This is a genomic window from Micromonospora sp. WMMA1998 (genome assembly GCF_027497375.1).
In the GTDB taxonomy this organism is placed as follows: Bacteria; Actinomycetota; Actinomycetes; order Mycobacteriales; family Micromonosporaceae; genus Micromonospora; species Micromonospora sediminicola.
Genome location: NZ_CP114911.1, coordinates 5,748,818 through 5,773,874 on the forward strand (window position 1 = coordinate 5,748,818; position 25,057 = coordinate 5,773,874).

Here is a 25,057-nt window from a genome sequence, read left to right on the forward strand (position 1 = left end):
ATCCCACCTTTGTTCTAGTACAATCCACAAACTGTGGCAGCACGTTATCAGATCAGTGGATCCACGTCGGCCGCCCTTTCGGCGAGCGTGGAATCCGGCATCCGCGCCGGCGCGCTCGCCCCGGGCGACGCCCTGCCGGCGGTCCGGGCACTCGCCGGCGACCTCGGCGTCAGCCCGGCCACGGTCGCGAAGGCCTACCAGGACCTGCGGCAACGCGGCCTGGTCGCCACCGCCGGCCGACACGGCACGCGGGTCCGGCCCCGCCCGCCGGTGGCCACCCGCCGGGCCGCGCTGGCGCCCCCACCGGGACCCGGCACCCGGAACCTCTCCGCCGGGCACCCCGACCCGCGGCTGCTGCCCCCGCTCGGGCCGCACCTGGCCGCGCTCGCCGCCGAGATCGGGCCCCCCACCGGGTACGCGAGCGTCGCCGTCCTGCCCGAGCTGGCCGCCGTCGCCCGGGACCGGTTCGCGGCCGACGGGGTGCCGGCCGCCGACCTGACCGTCACCGGGGGCGCGCTGGACGGCATCGAACGGCTGCTCGCCGCGCACCTGCGCCCCGGCGACGCGGTGGCGGTCGAGGACCCGGGCTGGGCCAACCTGCTCGACCTGGTCGCCGCGCTCGGGCTGCGTACCGTCGGGGTGCCGGTGGACGACGAGGGCCCGACCGAGCCCGGGGTGCGCGCCGCGCTGGCCGCCGGGGTGCGCGCGCTGGTCGTCACCAGCCGGGCCCAGAACCCGATCGGGGCGGCCGTCTCCGCCGACCGGGCGGCGGCCCTGCGGACGCTGCTCGCCGGCCGGGCCGACCTGCTGCTGATCGAGGACGACCACGCCGCCGAGCTGGCCCGCGTACCCCTGCACCCGCTCGCCGGGGCGACCCCGACGTGGGCCTTCGTCCGGTCGGTGAGCAAGCCCTACGGACCCGACCTGCGGCTCGCCGTGCTGGCCGGGGACGAGGCCACCGTCGCCCGGGTGGCCGGCCGGGCGCGGGTCGGCGCCGGCTGGGTCTCCACCGTGCTGCAACGCCTGGTCCTGTCGCTCTGGCGCGACCCGGCCACCGCCGACCTGGTGCGGCGCGCGGCGGACAGCTACGACCGGCGGCGCGACGGGCTGGTCGCCGCGCTCGCCGCGCGTGGGGTGGCCGCGCACGGACGCACCGGGATCAACGTCTGGGTGCCGGTGCCCGACGAGACGGTCGCGGTCACCGCCCTGCGCGACGCCGGCTGGTCGGTCGCCCCCGGCAGCCCCTACCGGATCGCCGCCGCCCCCGCCGTCCGCGTCACCGTCAGCTCCCTCGACGAGGGTGAGCTTTCCGGGCTGGCCGACGCGCTCGTCGGCGCGTTGCGTCCCGGCCTCACCTTCACCACCTGACCGGCGAGGGCCCCGCTCGACGACCTCGCGGCAGGGCGGTCGCGTGGGGCGCGGCGGACGGGGTAGAACGGTCGGCATGGCCGAGACCGACAGCGCGCCCGGAGCGCAGGAGTTCATCCCGCCACGGGCGGACACCATCGACGAGCTGCGCGCCGCGGCGGCCGGCTGCCGGGGCTGCGAGCTGTACCGGGACGCGTCGCAGACCGTCTTCGGGCGCGGTGACGAGCACGCCCGGGTGGTCTTCGTCGGCGAGCAGCCCGGCGACGTCGAGGACCAGAAGGGACTGCCGTTCGTCGGCCCCGCCGGTCGCCTGCTGCGCCGGGCCGTCGACGACGCCGGCCTCGATCCCGGCCAGATCTACCTGACCAACGCGGTGAAGCACTTCCGCTTCGAGCGGCGCGGCACGCGACGCATCCACCAGACGCCGGACCGGGTGCACATCACGGCCTGCCGGCCCTGGCTGGTCGCCGAGTTCGCCCGGCTGCACCCGGACCTCGTGGTGGTGCTCGGCGCCACCGCCGCCAAGGCGCTGCTCGGCCCCACGTTCCGGGTGACGCGGCAACGCGGCGAGCTGCTGCCGTGGCCGGCTGCCGCGCAGCACCCGGAGGACTTCGCCCGGGTGCCGGTGGACCGGACCGGCGCGGTCGCCGACGCGCCGGCGACCCGGCTGCTGGCGACCATCCACCCCTCCGCCGTGCTGCGCGCCGACAACCAGGACGTCGCGTACGAGGGGCTGGTCGCCGACCTGAGGGTGGCCGCCGGGGCGCTCAAGAAGTGATCTTGCCGAACACGTCCTTGGCGACGATCCGCCCGTCGCGGACCCGATAGACGTCCAGCCCACGCAGCACCGTGCCGTCCTCGGCCGGCGGCCACGCCCACTCGCAGACCGCACGGTCGTCGGTGGCCCAGACCGCGCCGAGCGCCGGGCCCTCGCCCGCACCCGACTGCCCGGCGAGGACGGCGACGACGGCGGCCCGCCCGCGTACCGTGCCGGCCGGCCCGTCCCAGGCGTTCGGGCAGTAGCTGACGTCCTCGGCCAGGCAGCCGGCCATCCCCGCCTGGTCGCCCCGCGACCAGGCGGCGTTGAACTCCTCGATCAGCGCGCGTGCGTCCACACCGGCACGCTAGCGTCGTCGTCGCCCGGCCGTCGCCCCGGTTTCAGTCGCGCTGCTGCCAGGTGCAGAGACAGACCCGGTTGCCGTCCGGGTCGGCCAGCACCCAGAAGTTCGGGGCCTCCGCGTCGCTGACCAGCGTGCCGCCCGCCGCCAGCGCGGCCTCCATCCGCGGCCGGACCTCGGCCGGGTCGACCCAGACGTCCGGGTGCCAGCGCTGCCGGGGCTCCTCCCGCCCGGCGGACTGGAACCAGACGGTGGGCAGCGCGCCGGCCGGGTCGCGCACCTCGTCGTCGGCGGCGCCCGGACCGTCCGGGCGCTCCGCGGCCAGGACCGCCTGCCAGAACGGCAGCACCGCGGCGTGCTCCGGGCTGTCCAGCGCGAGCTCCAGCCGGGACAGCCCGGCGTGGGACGGGGACAGCCCGGCGTCCGCGGCGAGCGCCGAGATCGTCCGGGCCAGCCGCAGGTCGCGGCCCGTCACCCCGCCCGCGTCGTGCGACCACAGCCGCACGCCGACGTGGGTGTAGCGCAGGTCCAGGTCGGGATGGTGGTCGACCCGCTCGGCCTCCGCGCCGACGGTGGCCACCAGCGCCAGGCCGGCGGCGAAATCAGGGGTACGGATGCGGGTGTGCAGCGCGCCGAGCAGGAAGGTCCACCCGTCCAGCCCCGCGTCGGCGACCTGCTTCCCGGTCAGTGTGCTCATCCGGGCATCCTAGGCGCGGCCCGCCCGCCGCCGGGGTGTCCACAGAGGATTGCCCGGGGGCGCGCCCGGGTAGGGCTCCGTCATGTCCGCCACCCCCCGTCGCGGGTCCCCGATCCGGCTCGGCCCGCCCGGCTCGTACGTGACGTTCATGCTGCTCGCCACGCTGTGTTGGCTGCCGCTGCGGCTCTGGGACGAGCGGGACGGCTCCGCGCTGGTCGCCGTCGTCCGGGCCGGGCTGGGCGGGGTGATCTGGGGCTTCCTGTTCCTCTTCGTCATGAGCCGCTGGGGAAGGCCGCGCACCGCCGCGGAGGCGGAACGGATCGCCGGCTGGCGGCTGACCACCGCCGCGCTGCGCCGGGGCGAGCCGCCCACCGACGAGGCGGACCTCGCGGCGGTCACGGACAACCTGCCCGCGGTGCGCCGGGGCGTGCTGCTCGGCGCGCTGATCGCGATCGCGCTGCACGTGGGGTGGACGGCCAGCGCGATCGGGTTCGGGGTGGTGCTGGTCGCGGTGCTGGCCGTGGCCGCCCGCACGAGGCACCGGGAACGTCGGCTGCGAGTGCGGCTCGCCTCTGTCCAGGGCGGGTGAGCGGTGCCAGACTGGCCGCCATGGAGCAGCATCTCTACGAGCCCGTCCACGAAGAGTTCCGGGACCTGTGCCGGCGGTTCCTCGCCCGGGAGGCCGTGCCGCACCACGAGCGGTGGGAGGCCGACGGGATCGTCGACCGGGAGGTGTGGCGGGCCGCCGGCGCGGCCGGGCTGCTCGGGCTCGACGTCGACCCCGAGCACGGCGGCGGCGGTCAGCGCGACTTCCGCTTCCACGCGGTGCTCGACGAGGAGATCATCTCGGCCGGCTGCACCGGTCTGGGCTTCGGGCTGCACAACGACGTGGTGGCGCCGTACCTGACCGAGCTGACCACCGACGACCAGCGCAAGCGCTGGCTGCCCGGCTTCTGCTCCGGCGACCTGGTCACCGCGATCGCGATGAGCGAGCCGGGCGCGGGCAGCGACCTGGCCGGCATCCGCACCACCGCCGTACGCGACGGCGACAGCCTGGTCCTCAACGGGCAGAAGACGTTCATCACCAACGGCGAGCTGGCCGACCTGGTGGTCGTGGTGGTGAAGACCGCGCCGGAGCAGGGCGCGCACGGGGTCAGCCTGGTCGTGGTGGAGAGCGGCACGCCGGGCTTCGGTCGGGGCCGGCGGCTGGCCAAGGTCGGCCTGAAGGCCAACGACACCGCCGAGTTGTTCTTCGACGACTGCCGGGTGCCGGCGGAGAACCTGATCGGCACCGAGAACCACGGCTTCTACCACCTGATGGCCAACCTGCCCCGGGAGCGGCTGAGCATCGCCGTCGCCGCGGTGGCCGCCTGCGAGAAGCTGCTCGCGCTCACGCTGGAACACGCCCGGTCCCGGGAGGCGTTCGGTCGCCCGATCGGCCGGTTCCAGCACAACCGGTTCCTCCTGGCCGAGCTGGACACCGAGATCACCATCGCGCGCACCTTCGTGAACCACTGCGTCGCCGAGTTCAACGCGGGCCGGCTCTCGGTGACCGACGCGGCCAAGGCCAAGTGGTGGACCACCGAGCTGCAGACGAAGGTCGCCGACCGGTGCGTGCAGCTGCACGGCGGCTACGGCTTCATGCTGGAGTACCCGGTGGCGAAGGCCTGGCTGGACAGCCGGGTGCAGACCATCTACGGCGGCACCACCGAGATCATGAAGGAGATCATCGGCCGCGGTCTCGGCCTGTAGCGAAACCGGGTTGCCGGTCGAACGGACCGGCGGGAGAGGATGGGGCATCCGTCCTCACCAGGAGCGCGCATGTCCACCGACCTGACCGCGCCGGCCCCACCCCGGCCCGACGTCGCCGGCATCCAGCGACGTACCCTCCGCCTGCTCTTCCTCACCCAGATCATCGGCGGCACCGGCGTCGCCATCGGCATCTCGGTCGGCGCGCTGCTCGCCGCCCGGGTCGCCGGAACCGCCCTGGCCGGGGTGGCGCAGAGCGCCGGGGTGGTCGGGGCCGCGCTGCTCGCCGTACCGGTCACCCGGCTCATGGCCGCCCGTGGACGCCGGCCCGGCCTGGTCGCCGCGTACCTGGTCGGCGCGGTCGGTGGTGTGCTCGTGGTGGTCGCGACCGCGGCCCGGGTGGTGCCGCTGCTCTTCGTCGGCATGCTGCTGTTCGGCGGCGGCACGGCAGCCAACCTCCAGGCCCGCTACACGGCGGTCGACCTGGCCGAGCCGGAGCGCCGGGGTCGCCAGCTCTCGCTGGTCGTCTGGGCCACCACCATCGGCTCGGTGGCCGCGCCGAACTTCGCCGCGCTCGCCGACGACACCACCCAGGGCTGGGGGCTGCCGGCGCTGGCCGGCCCGTTCGCCTTCAGCGCCGTCGCGTTCACGCTGGCCGCCGCCGTACTCCTGGTCCTGCTCCGGCCGGACCCGCTGCTCACCGCGCGCCGGCTGGCGGCGCCCGAGGCCGGCGCCGCCCCGCCGGTCACCCGTCGCGGTGGCATGGTCGCCGCGTGGCGCACGGTACGCCGACGGCCGGCCGCCCGCCTCGGCATCGCCGCGGTCGCGGTGGGGCACCTGGTGATGGTCGCGGTGATGTCGATGACCCCGGTGCACCTCGGTGAGTGGCACGCCGACGCGGACGTGCTGTCGGTGGTCGGCATCGTGCTCAGCCTGCACATCGCCGGGATGTACGCGTTCTCGCCGGTGACGGGCTGGCTCACCGACCGGCTGGGTCGGCGGCCGGTGATCCTCGGCGGGGTCGCGCTGCTGCTGGCGGCGTGCGCGGTCGCCGGCACCGCCGGGCACCACACGCCGCCGCTCGCGGTGGGGCTGGCGCTGCTCGGGCTGGGCTGGTCGGGCACCATGGTGGCGGGCTCGACGCTGCTGTCGGAGTCGGTGCCCACCGCCGACCGGCCCGGTGTGCAGGGCCTGTCCGACCTGCTCATGGGCCTGGCCGGGGCGGGCGCGGCAGCGGTCAGCGGGTTCGTCATGCAGGCGGTGGGGTACCCGACGCTCACCGTGCTGGCAGCCATCGCGGTGGTGCCGCTGGCGGCGCTGGCGCTGCGGGGCACCGGCGGGGACGACACACTCGACGAGGAGGACTGAACAGGTGCGGCTGACCGACTTCTGGGCGCGGCTGGAGGAGGCGTTCGGGCCGGGGTACGCGGCCAGCCTCGCCAGCGACCAGGTGCTGTCCCAGCTCGGCGGCCGGACCGTCGAGCAGGCCCTCGCCGCCGGTGAGGAAACGCACGTGGTGTGGCGCGCCGTGGTGGCGGCCTATCCCGACCGGGTGCCCGCGCGACTACGCTGAGCAGCCTTTTTCCCGGTTCCGCGTGTCGCTTGCCCAGTCGTACACCTGTTCGGCTATTGTCCACAGCGGGGTGCTCGTCCACAGCTCACGGCCCGTCGGCTGGTTTTCTGTCGGACCCAGCGCCTAGCGTGTCCCGCGTGACGCGAAGCTCAGGAAAGACGCCGGCGAAGGCAGGGGTGGCAACCATGGCAGCAGGGCCTGACCGGGAGAAGGCGCTCGACCTTGCTCTCGCTCAGATCGACAAGCAGTTCGGCAAGGGTTCGGTGATGCGGCTGGGGGAGCGGCCCGTCGTGCAGACGGCCGTCATCCCGACCGGCTCCATCGCGCTCGACGTGGCGCTCGGCGTGGGCGGTCTGCCGCGCGGCCGGGTGGTCGAGATCTACGGTCCGGAGTCCAGCGGTAAGACCACGGTCGCGCTGCACGCGGTGGCCAACGCCCAGCGCGCCGGCGGCATCGCCGCGTTCATCGACGCCGAGCACGCGCTCGACCCGGAGTACGCACGCGCCCTCGGCGTCGACACCGACGCCCTGCTGGTCTCCCAGCCGGACACCGGCGAGCAGGCGCTGGAGATCGCCGACATGCTGGTCCGCTCCGGCGCGATCGACATCATCGTGATCGACTCGGTCGCCGCCCTGGTGCCGCGCGCCGAGATCGAGGGCGAGATGGGCGACAGCCACGTCGGCCTCCAGGCCCGGCTGATGAGCCAGGCGCTGCGGAAGATCACCGGTGTGCTCAACAACACCGGCACCACCGCGATCTTCATCAACCAGCTCCGCGAGAAGATCGGCGTGATGTTCGGCAGCCCGGAGACCACCACCGGTGGTCGGGCGCTGAAGTTCTACGCCTCGGTCCGGCTCGACGTGCGCCGCATCGAGAGCCTCAAGGACGGCACCGACGTGGTCGGCAACCGCACCCGCGTCAAGGTCGTGAAGAACAAGGTCGCGGCGCCGTTCAAGCAGGCCGAGTTCGACATCATGTACGGCAAGGGCATCTCCCGCGAGGGCTCGCTGATCGACGTCGGCGTGGAGCAGGCGATCATCCGCAAGTCCGGCGCCTGGTACACCTACGACGGCGACCAGCTGGGCCAGGGCAAGGAGAAGGCTCGCGAGTTCCTCCGGGAGAACCCGGACGTGGCGGCCGAGATCGAGAAGAAGATCCTGGAGAAGCTCGGCGTCGGCACCGGTGGTGCGGGCGACGCCGCCGGCGGCCCGGAGCTGCCGCCGGTCGACTTCTGATCCGCTGACCCGTGGCAGGACGACGCGCCCGCACGGGGCGGGGCTGGGATGCCGGCCCACCCCGTGCGGGTGACGACACCGGCACGCCCCGGCCGCGCCGTGGGCGCCGTGGTCGCGCGGCGGAGCCCGAATCCGGGGAGGCTCCGGCTCCGCCGCGCGACGAGGCGGAGTTGGCCCGCGAGATCTGCCTGCGGCAGCTCGCGGTGCGGCCCCGCACCCGGGCCGAGCTGGCCGGCGCGCTGGCCCGCAAGGGCATCTCCGAGGAGACCGCCGAGCAGGTGCTCGACCGCTACGACGAGGTCGGCATCGTGGACGACGCCGCCTTCGCCCGGGCCTGGGTGAGCAGCCGGCACGCCGGGCGGGGGCTGGCCCGTCGGGCGCTCGCCAACGAGCTGCGGCAGCGAGGCGTCGACGGTGAGGTGGCCGGCGAGGCGCTCGACGGGATCGACGAGGAGACCGAGGCGGACACCGCCCGTGCCCTGGTCGACCGGAAGCTGCGCACCACCCGGGGCGAGCCCGACGCGGTGTTCCGGCGTCTGGTCGGGATGCTGGCCCGCAAGGGCTACCCGGCCGGGGTGGCGATCCGGGCGGTGAAGGACGCGCTCGCCGCGCAGAGCGCCGAGGCGGCCGAGTTCGCCGAGCACATCGACGCCGACGCGCTGGCCGACGCCGAGCACGACCTCGACGCCCGCCGACTCGACTGAGGGCACTGCGGCCCTCGGGGGAAGGGAGCGGCGCCGTGCTGAAGGCGTGTCTGAACGGCGGACGGCGGCGGGACGAGCACCCCGCCGTACCGCTCACCCCGGCCGAGCTTGCGGCCGACGCCGTCCGCTGCGCCAGCGCGGGGGCGGCGGCGGTGCACGTCCATCCTCGGGACGACGCCGGTGCCGAGTCGCTCGACCCGGCGGTGATCGCCGCGGCGGTCACCGCCGTCCGGGCGGCCCGCCCCGGCCTGCCGGTAGGGGTGAGCACCGGAGCGTGGATCGTTCCCGACCCGGCCGAACGGGTGGCCGCCGTCCGTGCCTGGACGGTCCTGCCCGACTTCGCCTCGGTCAACGTCCACGAGTCCGGCGCGGCGGATGTCGCGGCCGCCCTGCACGAGCGCGGCGTGATGGTCGAGGCCGGGATCTGGACGCGGGAGGCGGTCGACGCCTGGCGCCGCTGGCCGACGCCGACCGGGCGGATCCTGGTCGAGTGCATGGCCGAACGGGTGGGCAGGGCGCTCGCCGACGCGGCCGCGATCCTCGCGGCACTGCCCGGCGGGGGTCCGCCGGTGCTGCTGCACGGCGAGGGTCCGGCGACCTGGGCGGTGTTCGGCGAGGCCGTGCGCCGGGGTCTGCACACCCGGATCGGCCTGGAGGACACGCTCCTGCTGCCCGACGGCGCCCCCGCCCCGGACAACACGGCCCTGGTCGCCACCGCCCGGTCCCTGTACTCCCGCTGACTCTCCGCTGTCCCTACCTCACCCTCCCGGACCGTCCTGGGGTGTCGAGCTTCAGTTGATGCGTGACGCATCGGCTTCGGTTGATGGGTGATAGTTGGCCTGCCCCTGCGGTGGCGCTGTTACGGGACGTGACCAACCGGCTAACCCGCCCGAGACACGATGCTCGTGGCGACGCGTCTCAGGAGCGGTTGCCAGAATGGCGGCTGGGCTGGCTGCCCGACGCCGTCGGGCGCGGACGTCTAGAGTGCGTGGCCGGCCAGGTGGTCCGCGAGCGGGAACGTCGCCTCGCACGAGGCGCAGGTGACTCGTCCGAACAGATACGTGATCCCAGTCGCTACCGACTCGCGTCCCGCCTGCACGGCCATCGTGTGCAAGCGTGCAGCGAGCGGGGAAGGGAGACCGGGTTCAACGGGCGAATCTTGGGATTCGAGTTCGATGAGCAGCTCCTCGTCGCACGCCGGGCACTGGACGTCGACTTCGCCGTCGTTGAGATGGTCCAGTTCCTTGCCCCAGGTCTCGTCGCCTTCAAAGCCGAGGACCGCCTGCAGAATATAGACGAACATCTCGTCACTCGTCGTGCCGGTCGCCATGCTGTCCAGGGCCAGCGCGCGCAGTATGGCGATGTCGTCGGCGTAGAGTGTGCGGCTGTTGGCCTCGGCGTCGACTGCGATGAATCCGGCGAGGGCCAAGGCCTTCTCCCGATCCTCGGCAGGCAAGGCCGCGCAGGTACGAGCCAGCCACGGCAGTAGTACAGCACTCGCTGGATCGCAGGTGCCCTGGTGGCACGACTGCGCCCATATCTTGTCCCACGCCGGAGATCTGGGGTCAACCGCCGCTGCATCCAGAAGCGCCTGGAAGTCCGTCACGCCGGCCAGCGTGCCACAGCGGCTGTCTGTGAGGTCCACCCGCGTCCCCATGGTGAAGGTTCACGACCAGTAGCCGGCGAGTGCAAGGTCGTGTAGCCCATCAACTGGAGCCGACGTGTAATCCATCATCCGGAGTACGACACCCGGACCGTCCTGGGTGCGGAGAGCGGTTGACCCATCAGTTCGAGGTCGTGGGACGGGGATGCCGCCGTCTCGGCGACGTGAAGTGGATCGTGGACGGGCGTGGCGGGCGCGACGGCGGTCGACGGCACGCGGGTTGAGCAGCACGGGAAGGTCACGCGCAGATGACGGACGGCGAGATTTGTCCGTGGGTGTCCGGCATCTGATCGGCGTTGCGTGACCGGACAACTTCTCTCCGTCCGGGTGGTTTGATCATGACTTCTTGACCGAACGGCCCCTCGCGACCTAGCCTCGCCATACAGGCTCACATTGCCCGACCAGCGCAGGCTAAGCGCACAACATAGAACGCGTAACAGAACAGCATCACTTTGGCCAGCTTCACCGGCCCCTTGACGGTCGCTCCGGACCCGGTCCGGTGCGTCCGACAACTGCAACCGGCCGTAGGCGGTACCCGTGAGGGGCACCGCCGACGGAAAGCTACCCACAGCCAGCCGCTCCGGTCGGGCGTCCAGAGCCGCAGGTGCGTGCCCCACGCGCGCGTCCTGCGGCGTTGACGTTCAGGGGAGGCGGCCATGGCGGGGCGGCACAGGTTCACCGGCGGTCTGCCACACGGTCCCGGCCGCTCCTCGCCGGGCGACCACTCACGAGACGTCGGCGAGCCACCACGCGCCGGTCAGCCACCACGCGTCGGCGAGCCCAGCCGCGTCGGTGAGCCACCACGTGTCCGGGAGCCACGCCGCACCGGTGAGCCAGCACCTGCCGGCGAGGCGCGGCGGGTCGGCGGGTCGGCGTACCGGTGCGGAGCGGCGGCATGAGCGCCTTCGACGTCGTGCTCCTCGTGGTGGTCCTGCTGCTCGTCGTGGTGGTGGTCGGCGCCGTGCTGTTCGGCGTGCGTACGCTCCAGCGCCTCAGCCTGGCCCCGGCGCCGGAGGACCCGGCGTTCATCGCGGAGAAGGACCGGCAGGAGCAGTCCCTGGCGGCGCTGCGCAGCGCCGCCGACGAGGCGAACAGCACCATCGACGTGGCGAAGTCCGCCGCCGCCGCGGCGCGTACCGAGGCGGCGGCGGCGAATGCCGAGGCGAAGGCGGCGCGGGCCGAGGCGCGGCGGGTGCTCGACGACGCCCGGGCCGAGGCCGACACCGTGCTGGAGCGGGCCCACAAGCAGGCCGAGGCGGACGCCGAGCAGTTGCGCGCCACGGCACGGCGCAGCGGTGAGCGCGAGGTGGCGGTGCTCGCCGCCACCACCCGGGAGCAGGCGGCCGAGGTCGAGCGGCGGGCCGCCCGGATGGACGAGCGGGAGCGGCTGCACACCGAGGAGGTGGAGCGGCTGGCCGAGCGGGAGCGGCAGCTCACCGCGGCCACCGCGGCGCTCGCCGCCCGGGAGGCGGCGCTGGTGGAGCGCGAGCGGGCGCTGACCGAGGTGGAGGAGCAGCGTCGCCGCGAGCTGGAGCGGGTGGCCGGGCTGACCGCGGAGTCGGCCCGCGCCGAGCTGGTCGAGTCGATCGAGGGGCAGGCGAAGCGGGAGGCGGCGCTGCTGGTCCGGGAGATCGAGTCGGACGCCCGGGGCACCGCCGAGCAGCGCGCCCGGCACATCGTGGTGGACGCCATCCAGCGGGTCGCCAGCGAGCAGACCGCGGAGAGCGTGGTCAGCGTCCTGCACCTGCCCGGGGACGAGATGAAGGGGCGGATCATCGGCCGGGAGGGCCGCAACATCCGCGCCTTCGAGTCGGTCACCGGCGTCAACCTGATCATCGACGACACGCCGGAGGCGGTGCTGCTCTCCTGCTTCGACCCGGTCCGCCGGGAGGTCGGCCGGCTCACCCTGGAGAAGCTGGTGCTGGACGGGCGCATCCACCCGCACCGGATCGAGGAGGTCTACGACCTGGCCCGGCAGGAGGTGGAGGAGCTGTGCCACCGGGCCGCCGAGGACGCGCTGGTCGAGGTCGGGATCACCGAGATCCACCCGGAGCTGGTCACCCTGCTGGGCCGGTTGCGCTACCGGACCTCGTACGGGCAGAACGTGCTCAAGCACCTGGTCGAGACCGCGCACATCGCCGGCATCATGGCCGCCGAGCTGCGGCTGGACGTCCCGACGATCAAGCGCTGCGCGTTCCTGCACGACATCGGCAAGGCGCTCACCCACGAGGTGGAGGGCAGCCACGCCATCATCGGCGCGGACCTGGCCCGCAAGTACGGCGAGACCGAGGACGTGGTGCACGCCATCGAGGCGCACCACAACGAGGTGCCGCCGCAGACCATCGAGGCGGTCCTCACCCAGGCCTCCGACGCCTGCTCGGGCGGGCGGCCCGGGGCGCGGCGGGAGAGCCTGGAGGCGTACGTCAAGCGCCTGGAGCGGATCGAGGAGATCGCCGCCGGCAAGCTCGGGGTGGAGAAGGTCTTCGCCATGCAGGCGGGCCGGGAGATCCGGGTGATGGTCAAGCCGGACGACGTGGACGACATCGGCGCGGCGGTGCTGGCCCGGGACGTGGCCAAGCAGATCGAGGAGGAGCTGACCTACCCGGGTCAGATCCGGGTCACGGTGGTGCGCGAGTCCCGGGTCACCGAGATCGCCCGCTGACCGGGAAAGCGTGAGGGCCGACCGGAACGTTCCGGTCGGCCCTCGTCGTACCCGGTTCTCAGATGCCGCCGCCGGCGCCCTCGGCCTGGGAGGTGAGCGCGGCGGGCGGCGGGTTGGGCGGGGCGGCGCCGGTGGTCCGGCGTCCGCGGGAGAGGCGACGCTCGGCGTACTGGGCCAGCTTCGACAGCGAGTAGTTGATCGCGATGAACAGCACGGCGATCACCACGTAGACCTGGATCGGGTTGCCCAGCACGCCGATGATCTGCTTGCCGATGTTGAGCGTCTCCTCGTAGCTGATGATGAAGCCGAGCGAGGTGTCCTTGAGCACCACCACGAGCTGGCTGATCAGCGCCGGCAGCATGATCCGGAAGGCCTGCGGCAGCAGGATCAACCCGGTGGTCTGGAACGGGGAGAGCCCGATCGCGGCGGCGGCCTCCGCCTGGCCCCCGGGCAGCCCCTCCATACCCGAGCGCAGGATCTCGGCGATGACGACCGCGTTGTAGACGGTGAGGCCGATCACGAGGTACCAGAGGTTGTCGAACGAGATCCCGAACTCGGGGAAGCCGCGCGCCACGAAGAAGATGGTGAGGACGACCGGCAGGCCGCGGAACACCTCGACACAGATCCGGGTGACCACGGACAGCGTCCAGCTCAGCCCGCGCAGGAGGTAGGCCAGTGGGGCGGCCAGGCCGGTGAAGCGCCGTCGGGTCAGGCTCTTGAGCTGGATCCGCAGCACGGCGATCAGGGTGCCGACGACGAGCGAGGCGACGATGGCCAGCGCGGCGGCGACGAGGGTGTTCTTGAGACCGGTTCCGAGGCGCTCCCAGACCTGGGAGAAGTTCTCGTTAGAGGGGTCGATCAGCGGGCCCCACAGCTCCATCGAGAGCTGGCCCTTGTCCGCCAACGGTCGGTAGATCAGCAGGTACGCCCCGGCCAGCAGCACCACGACGGCAATCAGGCTGCTGATCAGCGTGATCCGCCGCTGGCGCGGCCCGGGGACGTCGTAGAGGACGCTGGTCTGCCGGCTCATCGGGCCACCGCCTGTCGCTTCTCGATCCGGTCCAGCAGGGCACCGAGCGGCACCGTCATGATCAGGTAGCCGACGGAGATGCCGATCGCCACCGGGATGAAGGCGTAACCGCCGGCCGAGGTGAGCTGGTCGGCGGTCTGGGAGAGGTCACCCACGACGCCGAAGAAGCCGACCAGGGCCGAGTTTTTGATCATTGCGATGATGACCGAGCCGAGCGGCACCACCGACGCCTTCCAGGACTGCGGCAGCACCACGTAGCGCAGGTTCTGACCGAAGGTCAGGCCCAGCGACCGGGCGGCCTCGGCCTGGCCGGCGGGCACCGCGTTCACGCCCGAACGGAGCGCCTCGCAGACGAACGCGGCCGTGTAGAGCACCAGCGCGATCAGCCCGAACCGGAAGTAGGGCAGGTCCGTGCCGAGCCGGCTGAAGATCGCCTCCAGCCCGGGGATCCGCAGGAAGTCCGCGTTCGAACCGAGGGCCGGCAGCCCGAACGCGGCGAAGAACAGCACCACGGTCAGCGGCATGTTCCGGAAGATGTTCACGTAGGTGGTGCCGACTGCGCGCAGCGGTGGCACCGGCGAGATGCGCAGCACCGCCACGACGGCGCCCAGGATCAGGGCGCCGATCGCGGCGAGCACGCAGATCTGGAGGGTGAGCCAGAACCCGCCCGCGAAGACGTCGAACTTGTCGATGAGCACATTCACGGGTCGGTTTCCTCCCCACCCTCCAGATCGGACGGATCAGTAACGGTTGACGGTCGGCGCGTCGCCCAGCGTGGCGCCGAACTTGCCGGCGGTGTCGTCCCACGCCTTCTTCCAGCTGCCGTCCTGGAAGGCCTTCTCCAAGGTGTCGTTGATGAAGTCACGGAAGTCGGTGTCCTCCTTCTTGACACCGATGCCGTACGGCTCCTTGGTGAAGTTGTCGCCGGCCATCTTGAAGGACGCCTCGTCCTTGGCGATGTAGCCGAGCAGGATCACGTTGTCGGTGGTGACGGCGTCGACCTGCTTGCCCTTCAGGGCGTCGCGGCACTTGTCGTAGGTGTCGAAGAGCACCAGCTGGGTGGCGACGTCCTTGACGTACTTCTTGATCTCCTCGGCCGGGGTGGAGCCGGTGACCGAACAGACCTTCTTGGTGCCGTCCTTGAACGAGTCCGGGCCGGTGATCGCGGTCTCGTCCTTGCGCACCATGATGTTCTGGCCGGCCTCGTAGTACGGCCCGGCGAAGGCGATGCGCTCCTTGCGCTTGTCGTTGATCGTGTAGGTGGCCGCGACCAGGTCGACGGTCCCGTTCACGATGACGTCCTCGCGGACCTTCGACGGGGTCTCGACGTACTCGATCTTGTCCTCGGGGATGCCGAGTTCCTTGACGATCAGCTTCGCGATCTCGACGTCGAAGCCCTCGGGCTTGCCCGACAGCCCCTTCTGGCCGAAGCCCGGCTGGTCGAACTTGGTGCCGACCTTGATCTTCTGGGCGTTGTTCAGCCGCTCCATGGTGCTGCCGGCCTTGAAGTCCTTGCTGCCGGCGCCGGTGCCCTCGTCGCCGTCGCCGTTACCGCAGGCGGCCAGGCCGAGCGCCAGAGTCGCCGCCGCGGCTGCCGCCGCCACGCGCTTGTAACGCATACTCATCTCCTTCTTCGACGGAGCCGCCCGGGGACGACTCCACTACGGACGCTCAGTGCGTGAGGATCTTGGAGAGGAAGTCCTTGGCCCGCTCGCTGCGCGGGTTCGCGAAGAACTCGTTCGGCGGGGCGTCCTCGACCAACTGCCCGTCGGCCATGAAGACGACCCGGTTCGCCGCGTGCCGGGCGAAGCCCATCTCGTGGGTGACCACCACCATGGTCATGCCGTCGCGGGCCAGCGACGTCATCACGTCGAGCACCTCGCCGACCATCTCCGGGTCGAGCGCGCTGGTCGGCTCGTCGAAGAGCATCGCCTTGGGCTGCATGGCCAGCGCGCGGGCGATGGCCGCCCGCTGCTGCTGGCCGCCGGAGAGCTGGGCCGGGTACTTGTCCGCCTGGTTGGCGATGCCGACGCGGTCGAGCAGCGCCAGGCCGCGCTCGCGGGCGGCCGCCGGCTTCTCCTTGCGCACCTTGACCGGCCCGAGCGTGACGTTCTCCAGGATGGTCTTGTGCGCGAACAGGTTGAACGACTGGAACACCATGCCGACCTCGCTGCGCAGCTTGGCGAGGGGCCTGCCCTCGGCCGGCAGCGGCTGCCCGTCGAACGTGATGGTGCCCTCGTTGATCGGTTCCAGCCGGTTGATGGCGCGGCACAGCGTCGACTTGCCGGAGCCGGACGGACCGATCACCACGACCACCTCGCCCCGGCCGACGGAGAGGGACACGTCGTCGAGCACGTGCAGCGGCCCGAACCACTTGTTGACCCCGTCGAGCACGATCAGCGGGTCGCCCGTCGTCACGTCGTCCACCGTCCCTGTCGTCCGTGCCGGAACGGGGGGTCGGTCGACCCCCCGGTTGGGCAACTGTAGGCGGCCTGATGTGGCAGAACGCAACCCAGATGGTCACGGAGCGGTAACACCGGTCACCGGCGTGCCGGTGCGTCCGAATTCCATCACCGACCGGTGCGTCCGAGTGGCGGCGATGCCGCTCGACGCGAATCATGAGGCGATGACCGATGCGATCCGGCTGACCGACTATGCCCGCGGCGGCGGCTGCGCCTGCAAGATCCCGCCGGGGGAGCTGGAGGCGATGGTCGCCGGACTCGGCGCCACCGGCGGCTCGACCGACCTGCTGGTCGGCCTGGAGAACGGCGACGACGCCGCGGTGGTCCGGCTGGACGAGCGGACCGGCCTGGTCTGCACCGCCGACTTCTTCACCCCGGTGGTCGACGACGCGTACGACTGGGGGCGGATCGCCGCGGCCAACGCGCTCTCCGACGTGTACGCGATGGGCGGCACCCCGCTGGTCGCGCTCAACCTGCTCTGCTGGCCGCGTGGCGTGCTCCCGCCGGAGCTGGCGCGCGAGGTGCTGCGCGGCGGCCTGGACGTGGCCCGGGAGGCGAACTGCCACCTGGCCGGCGGGCACAGCGTGGACGACGACGGCCCGAAGTACGGCCTGGCGGTCACCGGGGTGGTCCGGCCGGAGGAGCTGATCACGCTGGACGCGGGCCGGGCCGGGCTGCCGTTGTCGTTGACCAAGCCGCTCGGCGTCGGCGTGCTGAACACCCGCCACAAGCAGACCGGGGAACGGTTCGGTGAGGCGGTGGCGTCGATGGCCCGGCTGAACCGGGACGCGGCCCGGGCGGCGGTGGACGCCGGCATCCGCTGCGGCACCGACGTGACCGGCTTCGGCCTGCTCGGGCACGCCTCGAAGCTGGCCCGCGCCAGTCGGCTCACGGTGGCGATCGACATGGCGGCCGTGCCGTACCTGGCGGGCGCGCGGGAGGCGCTGCGGGACGGGTACGTCAGCGGCGGCACCCGGCGCAACCTGGACTGGGTCACCCCGTGGACCGATTTCGGCACCGCCGGCGAGTCCGAGCGGCTGCTGCTGGCCGACGCGCAGACCTCCGGCGGCCTGCTGGTCGCGGGGGAGGTGCCGGGCGGCACGGTGATCGGCGAGCTGCTGCCGGCCTCGGACCACCTGATCCGGCTCCGCTGAGCGTCCCCGCCTCGGCGCGGCAGGACGCGAACGCGGCACGATACCCGATAAACTGTCATCTTCCCGCTACTCAGGGCAACGTCGCCCGCGGAAATTTTGCCCGGAATGGTCACAGACCGGTAACTTGCCCCCGGCTGGGGTCAAATGCACCCCACCATCGATACAGAGGCCCGATCCGGAGGCCGGTGGAACGAGCGCAGCGAGGAGGCGGCATGACCGAGCTGTGGAACTGGAGAATCGACGGCGGTACGCCGGTGGAGGTCTACCCGGCGTTGGCCGAGGCGCTCGGCCGGGTGGTGATGCCCCTGGCCGTCGCCGACCCGGTCCGGCTCCCCGCGTACGCGGTGGTCTGCGACGTGTGGGAGGCGCCCGGGGTGTACGGCACCGTGGTCGACTGTTACGGCGTGCCCGAGCGCCTGCCCGAGCTGCCCGCCCTCGCGGCGCTGGCCCGGGTGCTGGGCCGCAACTGCCTGATGCGCGACGACACGCTCGACGCCGGCCGGCACCTGCTGGTCACCCCGGACGGCACGATCCGCCCGGTGCACTTCGACGTGGCCGACACCGACGACGGCGAGGTGCTCAGCCACCACCGGCTCTGCACGGTCGCCGACGCGCGCTGCCGGGGTTGGTCGCAGTGCCACCGCTCCCGCTGGGCCCCCGACTCGATCGCCCCGGCGCTCGCCGCCGCCTGAACCCGGCCGCTCGCCGCCGCGTGGACCGGCGGCGAGCGGCACCCCTTCCGGGCTCAGCCCCGGGCCGCCGGCTGCTGGCCGCGGACCACGAGCTGGTCGAGCAGGGTCGCGGTCGCGGCGGCCACGGCGTCCACCGCGGCGTCGAACGCGGCCGCGTTGTGGGCCGCCGGGGTGCGGAAACCGGAGATCTTCCGGACGTACTGCAACGCGGCCGCCCGTACGTCCTCCTCGGTCACCACCGGGACGTACGGCTCACGCAGGGTCTTGATGCTCCGGCACACGGCTCCTCCTCGTTCGATCCGACCTGCTCCACCCGGATAGTCTGTCCGGGTCATGACTACCGCAGCCGCGGGCAGCCCGCGCACCTACCAGGTGCGCACGTACGGCTGCCAGATGAACGTGCACGACTCCGAGCGCATCTCCGGCCTCCTCGAGGACGCCGGCTACGTGCGTGCCGCCGAGGCCGACGAGCAGCCCGACGTGGTGGTGTTCAACACCTGCGCGGTCCGCGAGAACGCCGACAACCGGCTCTACGGCAACCTGGGTCATCTGCGCCCCGTGAAGGCGAAGCACCCCGGGATGCAGATCGCCGTCGGCGGCTGCCTGGCCCAGAAGGACCGCGGCGAGATCGTCCGCAAGGCCCCCTGGGTGGACGTGGTCTTCGGCACGCACAACATCGGCTCGCTACCGGTGCTGCTGGACCGGGCCCGGCACAACACCGCCGCCGAGGTGGAGATCCTGGAGTCGCTGGAGGTCTTCCCCTCCACGCTGCCGACCCGGCGCGAGTCGACGTACGCCGGGTGGGTCTCGATCTCCGTCGGCTGCAACAACACCTGCACGTTCTGCATCGTGCCCTCCCTGCGCGGCAAGGAGAAGGACCGCCGCCCCGGCGACGTGCTCTCCGAGGTGCGCGCGCTGGTCGACGAGGGCGTGCTGGAGGTGACCCTGCTCGGGCAGAACGTCAACTCCTACGGCGTCGAGTTCGGCGACCGGTACGCCTTCGGCAAGCTGCTGCGCGCCTGCGGCGACATCGACGGGCTGGAGCGGGTCCGGTTCACCAGCCCGCACCCGAAGGACTTCACCGACGACGTGATCGCCGCGATGGCCGAGACGCCGAACGTCTGCCACTCGCTGCACATGCCGTTGCAGTCCGGCTCCGACGACGTGCTGCGGGCCATGCGCCGCTCGTACCGGTCGGACCGCTACCTGGGGATCATCGAGAAGGTCCGGGCGGCGATGCCGGACGCGGCGATCACCACCGACATCATCGTCGGCTTCCCCGGCGAGACCGAGGCCGACTTCGCGCGCACGCTCGACGTGGTACGGGAGGCGCGGTTCTCGTCGGCGTTCACGTTCCAGTACTCCAAGCGCCCCGGCACCCCGGCCGCGACCATGGACGACCAGCTGCCCAAGCAGGTCGTGCAGGAGCGGTACGAGCGGTTGATCGCCTGCGTCGAGGAGATCACCTGGGCGGAGAACAGGAAGCTGGTCGGGGAGACCGTCGAGGTGCTGGTCGCCGTCGGCGAGGGGCGCAAGGACGAGCGCACCGGCCGGATGTCCGGCCGGGCCCGGGACGGCCGGCTGGTGCACTTCGCCACCGGTGAGCTGGCCGGGCAGATCCGCCCCGGTGACATCGTGCACACCACCGCCACGTACGCGGCCCCGCACCACCTCAACGCCGACGGGGCGCCGCTGGCGCACCGGCGTACCCGGGCCGGCGACGCGGCCGAGGCGGGACGCGCCCCGCGTACGCCGGGGGTGCTGCTCGGGCTGCCGACGATCGGCGCGCCGGCCGTGGCGCCCGCCTCCAGCGGCGGCTGCGCCGCAACCTGACCGCCACCTGAGCGTGTAAGGAGGGGCCCCCTTTTAACAGTTGGTGTTAAAAGGGGGCCCCTCCTCTACCGCAGGCGTTAAAAAGGGGCCCTTCCTTACACGCTCAGCAGGGGGTGCCGTTGAGCTTCACGGTGGCGGGGGTGGCGGCGGTGCCGTTGGCGGTGAAGCCGACGGTCACCGAGGCCCCCGGCGCCAGCGACGACGCCCAGGCAGGCGCGGCGGCCGTGACCGTGGTGCCGGACTGCGTGACGGTCGCGTTCCAGCCGCTGGCGAGGGTCACGCCGGACGGCCAGGTCCAGGTGGCCGACCACGGGTTCACCGCCGCGGTGCCGGTGTTCTTCACGGTCAGCTCGCCCTGGAAGCCGCCCGCCCAGGCGTTGACCTGCTTGTAGCTGGCCGTGCAGCCACCGCTGGGCGCCGGCGTGGTCGGCGTCGGGGTCGGCGTGCCGGTGGGCGTCGGCGTGGGGGAGCCGGTGCCGGTCGGCGTCGGGGTCGGGTTGCCGCCCCCACCGGTCGGCGGGATCAGGTAGGGCTGGAGGATGTCCTGCTTCGGCTGGTTGATCGTGGTCCAGTCGTCGTTGGCGATGCCGCCGGTGTCACCCGAGTTCGGGTTCCACGACCAGTAGGTGAACGACATCCCGTTGACCCCGGTGCCGGTGTAGGCCATCAGGTTCTGCAGCCAGATCTTGTCCTTGGGGTCCTGGAGCGTGGTGCCGAACTCGCCCATCATGATCGGCGCGATGTTCTGCTTGTAGAGGTAGCCCCAGTACTTGTCCCAGATGGCCGGCATGTTCGCCGGGTACGACGGGTCGTCGAACCAGGCCTGCCGGTAGACCGAGGTGGCGTACTCGTGCGGCGAGTAGACCAGCCGGTTGGCCACGTTCAGCCGGACCGGGAACTGCCCGGCCTTGGACAGGTTGCCGCCCCACCAGCCGCAGTCCTCGTCGTTGCTGGGGTCGTTGTCCCAGACGTTCGACAGGCCGCCGCTGGGGCAGCTCACCCCCTCCACGAAGATCAGCCAGTTCGGCTGCACGCCGAGGATCGCGTTGCCGGCCCGCTCGGCGGCCAGCCGCCAGTCCCGCGTGGTGTCGCCGCAGCCCCAGCAGGCGCCGGTGGCGGCCGGATTGGTGCCCTCGGCGTGCGGCTCGTTGTGCAGGTCCGCACCGATCACCGTGGTGTTGCCGGCGTACCGCTGGGCCAGCATCTTCCAGTCGTTGATCCAGGTCGCCTCGGAGACCGTCGAGGTGTACCAGAGCGGCGACTGGCCGGCCGACGTCGGCCGGTGCCGGTCCAGGATGACCCGCATTCCCTTGCTGCCCGCGTAGTCGATGACCTTGTCGAGGATCTGCAACGGGGCGAGCCCGACCAGGTCCGGGTTGACGAAGTCGTTGATCCCGGTCGCCGTCGCGCCGGCCTTGAGCGCGTCGTTCGAGTACGGGATGCGCAGCGTGTTGTAGCCCAGCCGGGCCATGGTGTCGAGCTGCGAGCGCCACGGGTTGCTCGACCACAGGCCGTGGAACGTCTTGTTGTCGGTCTCCATCCCGAACCAGTTGATACCGGTCAGCCGGACGGTCGCGCCGGTGCTGTCGACGATCTTGCTGCCGCTGGTGTGCAGGTAACCGGTGCCGGTGCCGCCGGCCGCCGCGGCGGCCGGGGAGGTGGCGACGGCGGCGGCGACGAGGACGCCTGCTGCTGCGGTGGCGAGCGCCGTCAGGGCGCCGCCCAGGGCGGTGCGTCGGTGCATGGAAGCTCCACTTCGGAAGCCCGCGCCGCACGGGCGCCGCGGGCGGCAGGACCAGGAGGCACGTCCCGCTCGTCATCGAGTACGCGCGCAGCGCGAGCCGGGCCGTGTCGTGTGGACGGCCACCCGCGAGATGTCACACCGGCGACCGTCGACGGCGAGATCAGCCGTCGGTGCCCTCGTGCCGGTGCCTGAACCTGGCTCCGCCGCTCATTCTGATCAGCCCGCCTCGATGCGTCAACCCGCCCCCGGACACGGGTGAGCCCCCGGCCGCTCGGCCGGGGGCTCACCCGATCTGTCTGTCCGCCGGCCTGCCCGGCCGGGGTGCCTGCGTCAGCCGGCCTGCTCGGCCAGCTGGAGGAACTGCCGCTTCGAGGCGAGCGCCTGCTCGGCCTCCTTGACCCGGCGGGCGTCGCCGGCGGCCTGGGCCCGGGCCAGCCGGTCCTCGGCCTCGGCGACCTGCGCGCGCATCTGGGCGAGCAGCGGGTTGTCCTCCTTGGAGGTACGCCGCCACGCCGAGTCCATGACCTCGCGGACCTTGTCGTCCACCGCCCGCAGCCGGCGCTCCAGCCCGGCGGCGGCCTCGCGGGGCACCCGGCCGGCCTCGTGCCACTGCGCCTGGATCTCCCGCAGCTTCGCCTGGGCGCCCTTCGGGTCACCGTCGACGTCGAGCGCCTCGGCCTCGGCCAGCAGCGCCTGCTTGCGCTCCAGGTTGGCGCGCTGCTCGTTGTCCCGCGCGGAGAAGACCTCGCTGCGCCGGGTGAAGAACTCGTCCTGCGCGGCCCGGAACCGTTCCCAGAGCTTCTGCTCGGCCTCCTTGGCGGCGCGCGGCGCGGCCTTCCACTGGGCCATCAGGTCCTTGAGCTGGCCGGCGGTGGCGCCCCAGTCGGTCGACTCCTTGAGCTTCTCGGCCTCGGCGACCAGCTCCTCCTTGACCGTCTGCGCCTGCTTGCGCTGCTGGTCGAGGGAGGCGAAGTGGGCGCCCCGGCGGCGGGTGAAGCCGTCCCGCGCCGCGGCGAACCGCTTCCACAGCTCACCGTCGGCCTTCTTGTCGACGCCGCGGATGGTCTTCCACTCGTCGAGGATCTCCTTGAGCCGGTCGCCGGCGGTCTTCCAGCCGGTCGACTCGGCGGCCAGCTTCTCGGCCTCCTCGACCAGGGCGGTCTTGCGCGCCAGGGCCTCGCCCCGGGCCGCCTCGCGAGCGGCCTTGGCCTCGCCGGCCTTCTCCTCGGCGACCGCGGCCAGCTTGTCCAGGCGGGCGGCCAGGGCGTCGATGTCCCCGACCACGTGCGCCTCGGCCAGCGACCCACGGATCCGCCGGATCGTGGTCAGCGAGTGGCCGGCGTCCGCCGCGCCCGAGTTGAGCCGGGCCTCGGTCAGGTCCACCTCGGTCACCAGGTCGGCGAAGCGGCGGGCGAAGTGGGCGAGCCCTTCCTCCGGGGCTCCCGCCTGCCAGGATCCGACCACCCGCTCGCCCTCGGCGGTCTTGACGTAGACGGTGCCGTCCTCGTCCACCCGTCCGAAGGCAGTCCAGTCGCTCATGTGCCCATCCTCGTTCTCCCGGCGTCGAGGGACCGGCCCCCGGTCGCCGCCACGGCGCAGCAAACTTTCTCCCGGCATTGTCACAGGTCCGCCCCCGTCCGTGTCGAGCGCCTGTCGTCGACCGTGACCATACGGTGTCGTACGCCCTCGATGACCGGATCGGCGCGGGGACGCACCGGGTGATCCCGATAGGTTGGAGCCGTGCCCCTGGTCGCCGCCGCCGTCTGCCCCCACCCGCCGCTGATCGTGCCCGAGCTGGCCGGCGCCGCCGCGCCCGAGCTGGACGACCTGCGCGCCGCCGCCGACGTCGCGGTCGCCCGGCTGCTCGCCTCGGGAGCGCGCACCGTCGTGGTGGTCGGTGGTGGGGACCGTACCGCCGAGCTGTCCTACCCGTATCGCGGGAGCTTCGCGTCCTGGGGAGCGCCGCTGGAGGTGCAACTGGGACGGCACCCCGACGGGATCATCGGCACGGACGGGCTGCCCCTGAGCCTCCTCGTCGGTGCCTGGCTGCTGAGTCGCGTGCGGCCGGAGGTTCCGACGACCTGGCGGATGATCTCCGTGGCAGCCGACGAGCCGGTCGAGCGGTGCGCCGCCGGCGGAGGCAGGCTGGGTTCCTCGAGGCAGCCGTGGGCGCTGCTGGCGATGGGGGACGGGTCGGCGTGCCGCGGCGTCAAGGCGCCCGGCTACGACGACCCGCGCGCGCCCGCGTACGACGACGGGGTCGCCGCGGCCCTGGCCCGCGCGGACGCCGACGCCCTGCTCGGTCTCGACCCGGGGCTGTCGGCGGAGCTGAAGGTCGCGGGGCGGGCGCCGTGGCAGGTGCTGGCCGGCGCGGTCGACGCGGCGGGCGGCGACTGGCGCGGCGACGTCAGCTACCAGGACGCGCCCTACGGCGTTGCCTACTTCGTGGCGAACTGGGAGCGGTCATGACCGTGGTGGCGGTGGTGGGGCCGACCGCGGCCGGCAAGTCGGCGCTGAGCATCGCGCTGGCGCACGCGCTGGGCGGTGAGGTGGTCAACGCCGACTCGATGCAGCTCTACCGGGGCATGGACGTCGGCACCGCCAAGCTGAACCCGGCCGAGCGGGAGGGCGTGCCGCACCACCTGCTCGACATCTGGCCGGTGACCGAGCCGGCCAGCGTCGCGGAATACCAGAAGCTGGCCCGCGCGGCGGTCGACGACATCCTGGCCCGGGGGCGGGTGCCGCTGCTGGTGGGCGGCTCCGGGCTATACGTGCGGGCGGTGCTGGAGCAGTTCGAGTTTCCCGGCACCGATCCGGCGCTGCGGGAACGGCTGGAGGCCGAGTTGGCCGAGGTCGGCCCCGCCCCCCTGCACGCCCGGCTGGCTGAGGCCGACCCGCGGGCGGCGGCCGGCATCCTGCCCACCAACGGCCGGCGGATCGTCCGGGCGCTGGAGGTGGTCGAGCTGACCGGCGCGCCGTTCACCGCGTCGCTGCCGGCGCCCACGCCGTACTACCCGTCGGTGCAGCTCGGGGTGGACCTGGACACCGCGCTCCTGGACGAGCGGATCGCGCTGCGGGTGGACCGGATGTGGGCCGACGGCCTGGTCGACGAGGTGCGCCGGCTCGTCGACGCGGGGCTGCCCGAGGGGCGTACGGCCAGCCGGGCGCTCGGCTACCAGCAGGTGCTGCGCTTCCTGGCCGGCGAGCTGACCGAGACGCAGGCGTACGAGGAGACGGTCCGGGCCACCCGCCGCTTCGTCCGCCGGCAACGGTCGTGGTTCCGGCGCGATCCGCGCGTCCACTGGCTGGACTCGGCCTCGCCCGCGTTTCTCGACACTGCCCTGCGGGTGGTCGCCGAGCATCGGCGATGATG

At 72.7% G+C, this 25,057-nt stretch carries 25 protein-coding genes; 15 read left to right on the top strand and 10 right to left on the bottom strand.

Annotation, left to right across the window (positions count from 1 at the left end):
* Positions 1-33 precede the first annotated feature (33 nt).
* Both O7600_RS26735 and O7600_RS26740 read left to right on the top strand, forming a co-directional pair.
* The gene (locus tag O7600_RS26735; protein WP_281591178.1) at positions 34-1,368 is read left to right on the top strand and encodes an aminotransferase class I/II-fold pyridoxal phosphate-dependent enzyme; all 1,335 of its coding nucleotides are present in this window, start codon (positions 34-36) and stop codon (positions 1,366-1,368) included.
* A gap of 76 nt (positions 1,369-1,444) precedes the next feature.
* Positions 1,445-2,146, top strand: coding sequence for a UdgX family uracil-DNA binding protein (locus tag O7600_RS26740; RefSeq protein ID WP_281591179.1), 702 nt, complete (start codon positions 1,445-1,447; stop codon positions 2,144-2,146).
* Here the strand turns inward: O7600_RS26740 and O7600_RS26745 are convergent.
* Positions 2,136-2,483 (bottom strand): nuclear transport factor 2 family protein, encoded by a 348-nt coding sequence (locus O7600_RS26745; protein WP_281591180.1) that lies wholly within the window; start codon positions 2,481-2,483, stop codon positions 2,136-2,138. The two genes, O7600_RS26740 and O7600_RS26745, sit on opposite strands and share 11 nt — an antisense overlap.
* A gap of 43 nt (positions 2,484-2,526) precedes the next feature.
* Positions 2,527-3,183, bottom strand: a complete 657-nt coding sequence (locus O7600_RS26750) for a 4a-hydroxytetrahydrobiopterin dehydratase (RefSeq protein WP_281591181.1) — start codon at positions 3,181-3,183, stop codon at positions 2,527-2,529.
* Between the two features lie 82 nt (positions 3,184-3,265).
* On the opposite strand from O7600_RS26750, the gene O7600_RS26755 reads away from it, so the two are divergent.
* From O7600_RS26755 to O7600_RS26785, 7 genes are all read left to right on the top strand, one after another.
* Entirely contained in the window at positions 3,266-3,772 is a 507-nt protein-coding gene (locus O7600_RS26755; RefSeq protein ID WP_281591182.1) for a hypothetical protein, read from the top strand.
* Between the two features lie 20 nt (positions 3,773-3,792).
* Complete coding sequence (locus tag O7600_RS26760) at positions 3,793-4,935, top strand: acyl-CoA dehydrogenase family protein (RefSeq protein WP_281591183.1); 1,143 nt, start codon at positions 3,793-3,795, stop codon at positions 4,933-4,935.
* Between the two features lie 69 nt (positions 4,936-5,004).
* A complete protein-coding gene (locus O7600_RS26765) occupies positions 5,005-6,300 on the top strand; it encodes an MFS transporter (RefSeq protein ID WP_281591184.1) in 1,296 nt (431 codons plus the stop codon).
* A 4-nt stretch (positions 6,301-6,304) separates the two neighbouring features.
* Complete coding sequence (locus O7600_RS26770; protein ID WP_091579728.1) at positions 6,305-6,505, top strand: DUF3046 domain-containing protein; 201 nt, start codon at positions 6,305-6,307, stop codon at positions 6,503-6,505.
* Between the two features lie 185 nt (positions 6,506-6,690).
* On the top strand, positions 6,691-7,740 hold the full coding sequence (gene recA / locus O7600_RS26775) for a recombinase RecA (RefSeq protein ID WP_013284729.1): 1,050 nt from the start codon (positions 6,691-6,693) through the stop codon (positions 7,738-7,740).
* Positions 7,741-7,751: 11 nt separating this feature from the next.
* On the top strand, positions 7,752-8,444 hold the full coding sequence (locus tag O7600_RS26780; RefSeq protein ID WP_281591185.1) for a regulatory protein RecX: 693 nt from the start codon (positions 7,752-7,754) through the stop codon (positions 8,442-8,444).
* A gap of 35 nt (positions 8,445-8,479) precedes the next feature.
* Complete coding sequence (locus tag O7600_RS26785; protein WP_281591186.1) at positions 8,480-9,184, top strand: 3-keto-5-aminohexanoate cleavage protein; 705 nt, start codon at positions 8,480-8,482, stop codon at positions 9,182-9,184.
* A 239-nt stretch (positions 9,185-9,423) separates the two neighbouring features.
* Here the strand turns inward: O7600_RS26785 and O7600_RS26790 are convergent, their stop codons facing one another.
* Positions 9,424-10,089 carry a hypothetical protein gene (locus O7600_RS26790; RefSeq protein WP_281591187.1) on the bottom strand — a complete coding sequence of 222 codons (666 nt, stop codon included), beginning with the start codon at positions 10,087-10,089 and terminating at the stop codon, positions 9,424-9,426.
* A 913-nt stretch (positions 10,090-11,002) separates the two neighbouring features.
* Here O7600_RS26790 and rny point away from each other — a divergent pair.
* Positions 11,003-12,769, top strand: coding sequence for a ribonuclease Y (rny, locus tag O7600_RS26795; RefSeq protein WP_281591188.1), 1,767 nt, complete (start codon positions 11,003-11,005; stop codon positions 12,767-12,769).
* Between the two features lie 58 nt (positions 12,770-12,827).
* On the opposite strand, the gene O7600_RS26800 is transcribed toward rny, so the two are convergent.
* Genes O7600_RS26800 through O7600_RS26815 form a run of 4 tightly spaced genes read right to left on the bottom strand, consistent with a single transcriptional unit; the run spans position 12,828 to position 16,226 of the window.
* The gene (locus tag O7600_RS26800) at positions 12,828-13,799 is read right to left on the bottom strand and encodes an amino acid ABC transporter permease (protein ID WP_281591189.1); all 972 of its coding nucleotides are present in this window, start codon (positions 13,797-13,799) and stop codon (positions 12,828-12,830) included.
* Positions 13,796-14,503: an amino acid ABC transporter permease gene (locus O7600_RS26805; RefSeq protein WP_099162017.1), complete on the bottom strand. Its 708-nt coding sequence runs from the start codon at positions 14,501-14,503 to the stop codon at positions 13,796-13,798. Before O7600_RS26805 ends, O7600_RS26800 begins: the two co-directional genes overlap by 4 nt.
* Before the next feature lie 36 nt (positions 14,504-14,539).
* A complete protein-coding gene (locus tag O7600_RS26810) occupies positions 14,540-15,418 on the bottom strand; it encodes a glutamate ABC transporter substrate-binding protein (RefSeq protein WP_281591190.1) in 879 nt (292 codons plus the stop codon).
* Positions 15,419-15,470: 52 nt separating this feature from the next.
* Positions 15,471-16,226, bottom strand: coding sequence for an amino acid ABC transporter ATP-binding protein (locus O7600_RS26815; RefSeq protein WP_281591191.1), 756 nt, complete (start codon positions 16,224-16,226; stop codon positions 15,471-15,473).
* Positions 16,227-16,425: 199 nt separating this feature from the next.
* Between O7600_RS26815 and selD the strand changes: the two genes are divergently transcribed.
* On the top strand, positions 16,426-17,415 hold the full coding sequence (gene selD, locus O7600_RS26820) for a selenide, water dikinase SelD (protein ID WP_281591192.1): 990 nt from the start codon (positions 16,426-16,428) through the stop codon (positions 17,413-17,415).
* 212 nt (positions 17,416-17,627) lie between these two features.
* On the top strand, positions 17,628-18,107 hold the full coding sequence (locus tag O7600_RS26825; protein WP_281591193.1) for a hypothetical protein: 480 nt from the start codon (positions 17,628-17,630) through the stop codon (positions 18,105-18,107).
* A gap of 53 nt (positions 18,108-18,160) precedes the next feature.
* On the opposite strand, the gene O7600_RS26830 is transcribed toward O7600_RS26825, so the two are convergent.
* A complete protein-coding gene (locus tag O7600_RS26830) occupies positions 18,161-18,388 on the bottom strand; it encodes a DUF2277 family protein (protein WP_091579696.1) in 228 nt (75 codons plus the stop codon).
* Positions 18,389-18,440: 52 nt separating this feature from the next.
* Between O7600_RS26830 and miaB the strand changes: the two genes are divergently transcribed.
* Positions 18,441-19,940, top strand: coding sequence for a tRNA (N6-isopentenyl adenosine(37)-C2)-methylthiotransferase MiaB (gene miaB / locus O7600_RS26835; RefSeq protein ID WP_281591194.1), 1,500 nt, complete (start codon positions 18,441-18,443; stop codon positions 19,938-19,940).
* Between the two features lie 103 nt (positions 19,941-20,043).
* Here the strand turns inward: miaB and O7600_RS26840 are convergent, their stop codons facing one another.
* Both O7600_RS26840 and O7600_RS26845 read right to left on the bottom strand, forming a co-directional pair.
* A complete protein-coding gene (locus O7600_RS26840; protein WP_281591195.1) occupies positions 20,044-21,684 on the bottom strand; it encodes a cellulase family glycosylhydrolase in 1,641 nt (546 codons plus the stop codon).
* A 330-nt stretch (positions 21,685-22,014) separates the two neighbouring features.
* Complete coding sequence (locus O7600_RS26845; protein ID WP_091579685.1) at positions 22,015-23,223, bottom strand: DUF349 domain-containing protein; 1,209 nt, start codon at positions 23,221-23,223, stop codon at positions 22,015-22,017.
* 201 nt (positions 23,224-23,424) lie between these two features.
* Between O7600_RS26845 and O7600_RS26850 the strand changes: the two genes are divergently transcribed.
* Both O7600_RS26850 and miaA read left to right on the top strand, forming a co-directional pair.
* A complete protein-coding gene (locus O7600_RS26850) occupies positions 23,425-24,153 on the top strand; it encodes a hypothetical protein (RefSeq protein ID WP_281591196.1) in 729 nt (242 codons plus the stop codon).
* Positions 24,150-25,055 (top strand): tRNA (adenosine(37)-N6)-dimethylallyltransferase MiaA, encoded by a 906-nt coding sequence (gene miaA, locus O7600_RS26855; RefSeq protein ID WP_281591197.1) that lies wholly within the window; start codon positions 24,150-24,152, stop codon positions 25,053-25,055. The genes O7600_RS26850 and miaA overlap by 4 nt, the downstream gene beginning before the upstream one ends.
* Positions 25,056-25,057 lie beyond the last annotated feature (2 nt).

Coding starts and splice junctions, on each gene's coding strand:
- O7600_RS26810 (WP_281591190.1), bottom strand. CDS start 15,418: ATGCGTTACAAGCGCGTGGCGGCGGCAGCCGCGGCGGCGACTCTGGCG.
- O7600_RS26755 (WP_281591182.1), top strand. CDS start 3,266: ATGTCCGCCACCCCCCGTCGCGGGTCCCCGATCCGGCTCGGCCCGCCC.
- selD (WP_281591192.1), top strand. CDS start 16,426: ATGACCGATGCGATCCGGCTGACCGACTATGCCCGCGGCGGCGGCTGC.
- miaB (WP_281591194.1), top strand. CDS start 18,441: ATGACTACCGCAGCCGCGGGCAGCCCGCGCACCTACCAGGTGCGCACG.
- O7600_RS26750 (WP_281591181.1), bottom strand. CDS start 3,183: ATGAGCACACTGACCGGGAAGCAGGTCGCCGACGCGGGGCTGGACGGG.
- rny (WP_281591188.1), top strand. CDS start 11,003: ATGAGCGCCTTCGACGTCGTGCTCCTCGTGGTGGTCCTGCTGCTCGTC.
- O7600_RS26825 (WP_281591193.1), top strand. CDS start 17,628: ATGACCGAGCTGTGGAACTGGAGAATCGACGGCGGTACGCCGGTGGAG.
- O7600_RS26760 (WP_281591183.1), top strand. CDS start 3,793: ATGGAGCAGCATCTCTACGAGCCCGTCCACGAAGAGTTCCGGGACCTG.
- O7600_RS26845 (WP_091579685.1), bottom strand. CDS start 23,223: ATGAGCGACTGGACTGCCTTCGGACGGGTGGACGAGGACGGCACCGTC.
- O7600_RS26800 (WP_281591189.1), bottom strand. CDS start 13,799: ATGAGCCGGCAGACCAGCGTCCTCTACGACGTCCCCGGGCCGCGCCAG.
- O7600_RS26840 (WP_281591195.1), bottom strand. CDS start 21,684: ATGCACCGACGCACCGCCCTGGGCGGCGCCCTGACGGCGCTCGCCACC.
- O7600_RS26740 (WP_281591179.1), top strand. CDS start 1,445: ATGGCCGAGACCGACAGCGCGCCCGGAGCGCAGGAGTTCATCCCGCCA.
- miaA (WP_281591197.1), top strand. CDS start 24,150: ATGACCGTGGTGGCGGTGGTGGGGCCGACCGCGGCCGGCAAGTCGGCG.
- recA (WP_013284729.1), top strand. CDS start 6,691: ATGGCAGCAGGGCCTGACCGGGAGAAGGCGCTCGACCTTGCTCTCGCT.
- O7600_RS26765 (WP_281591184.1), top strand. CDS start 5,005: ATGTCCACCGACCTGACCGCGCCGGCCCCACCCCGGCCCGACGTCGCC.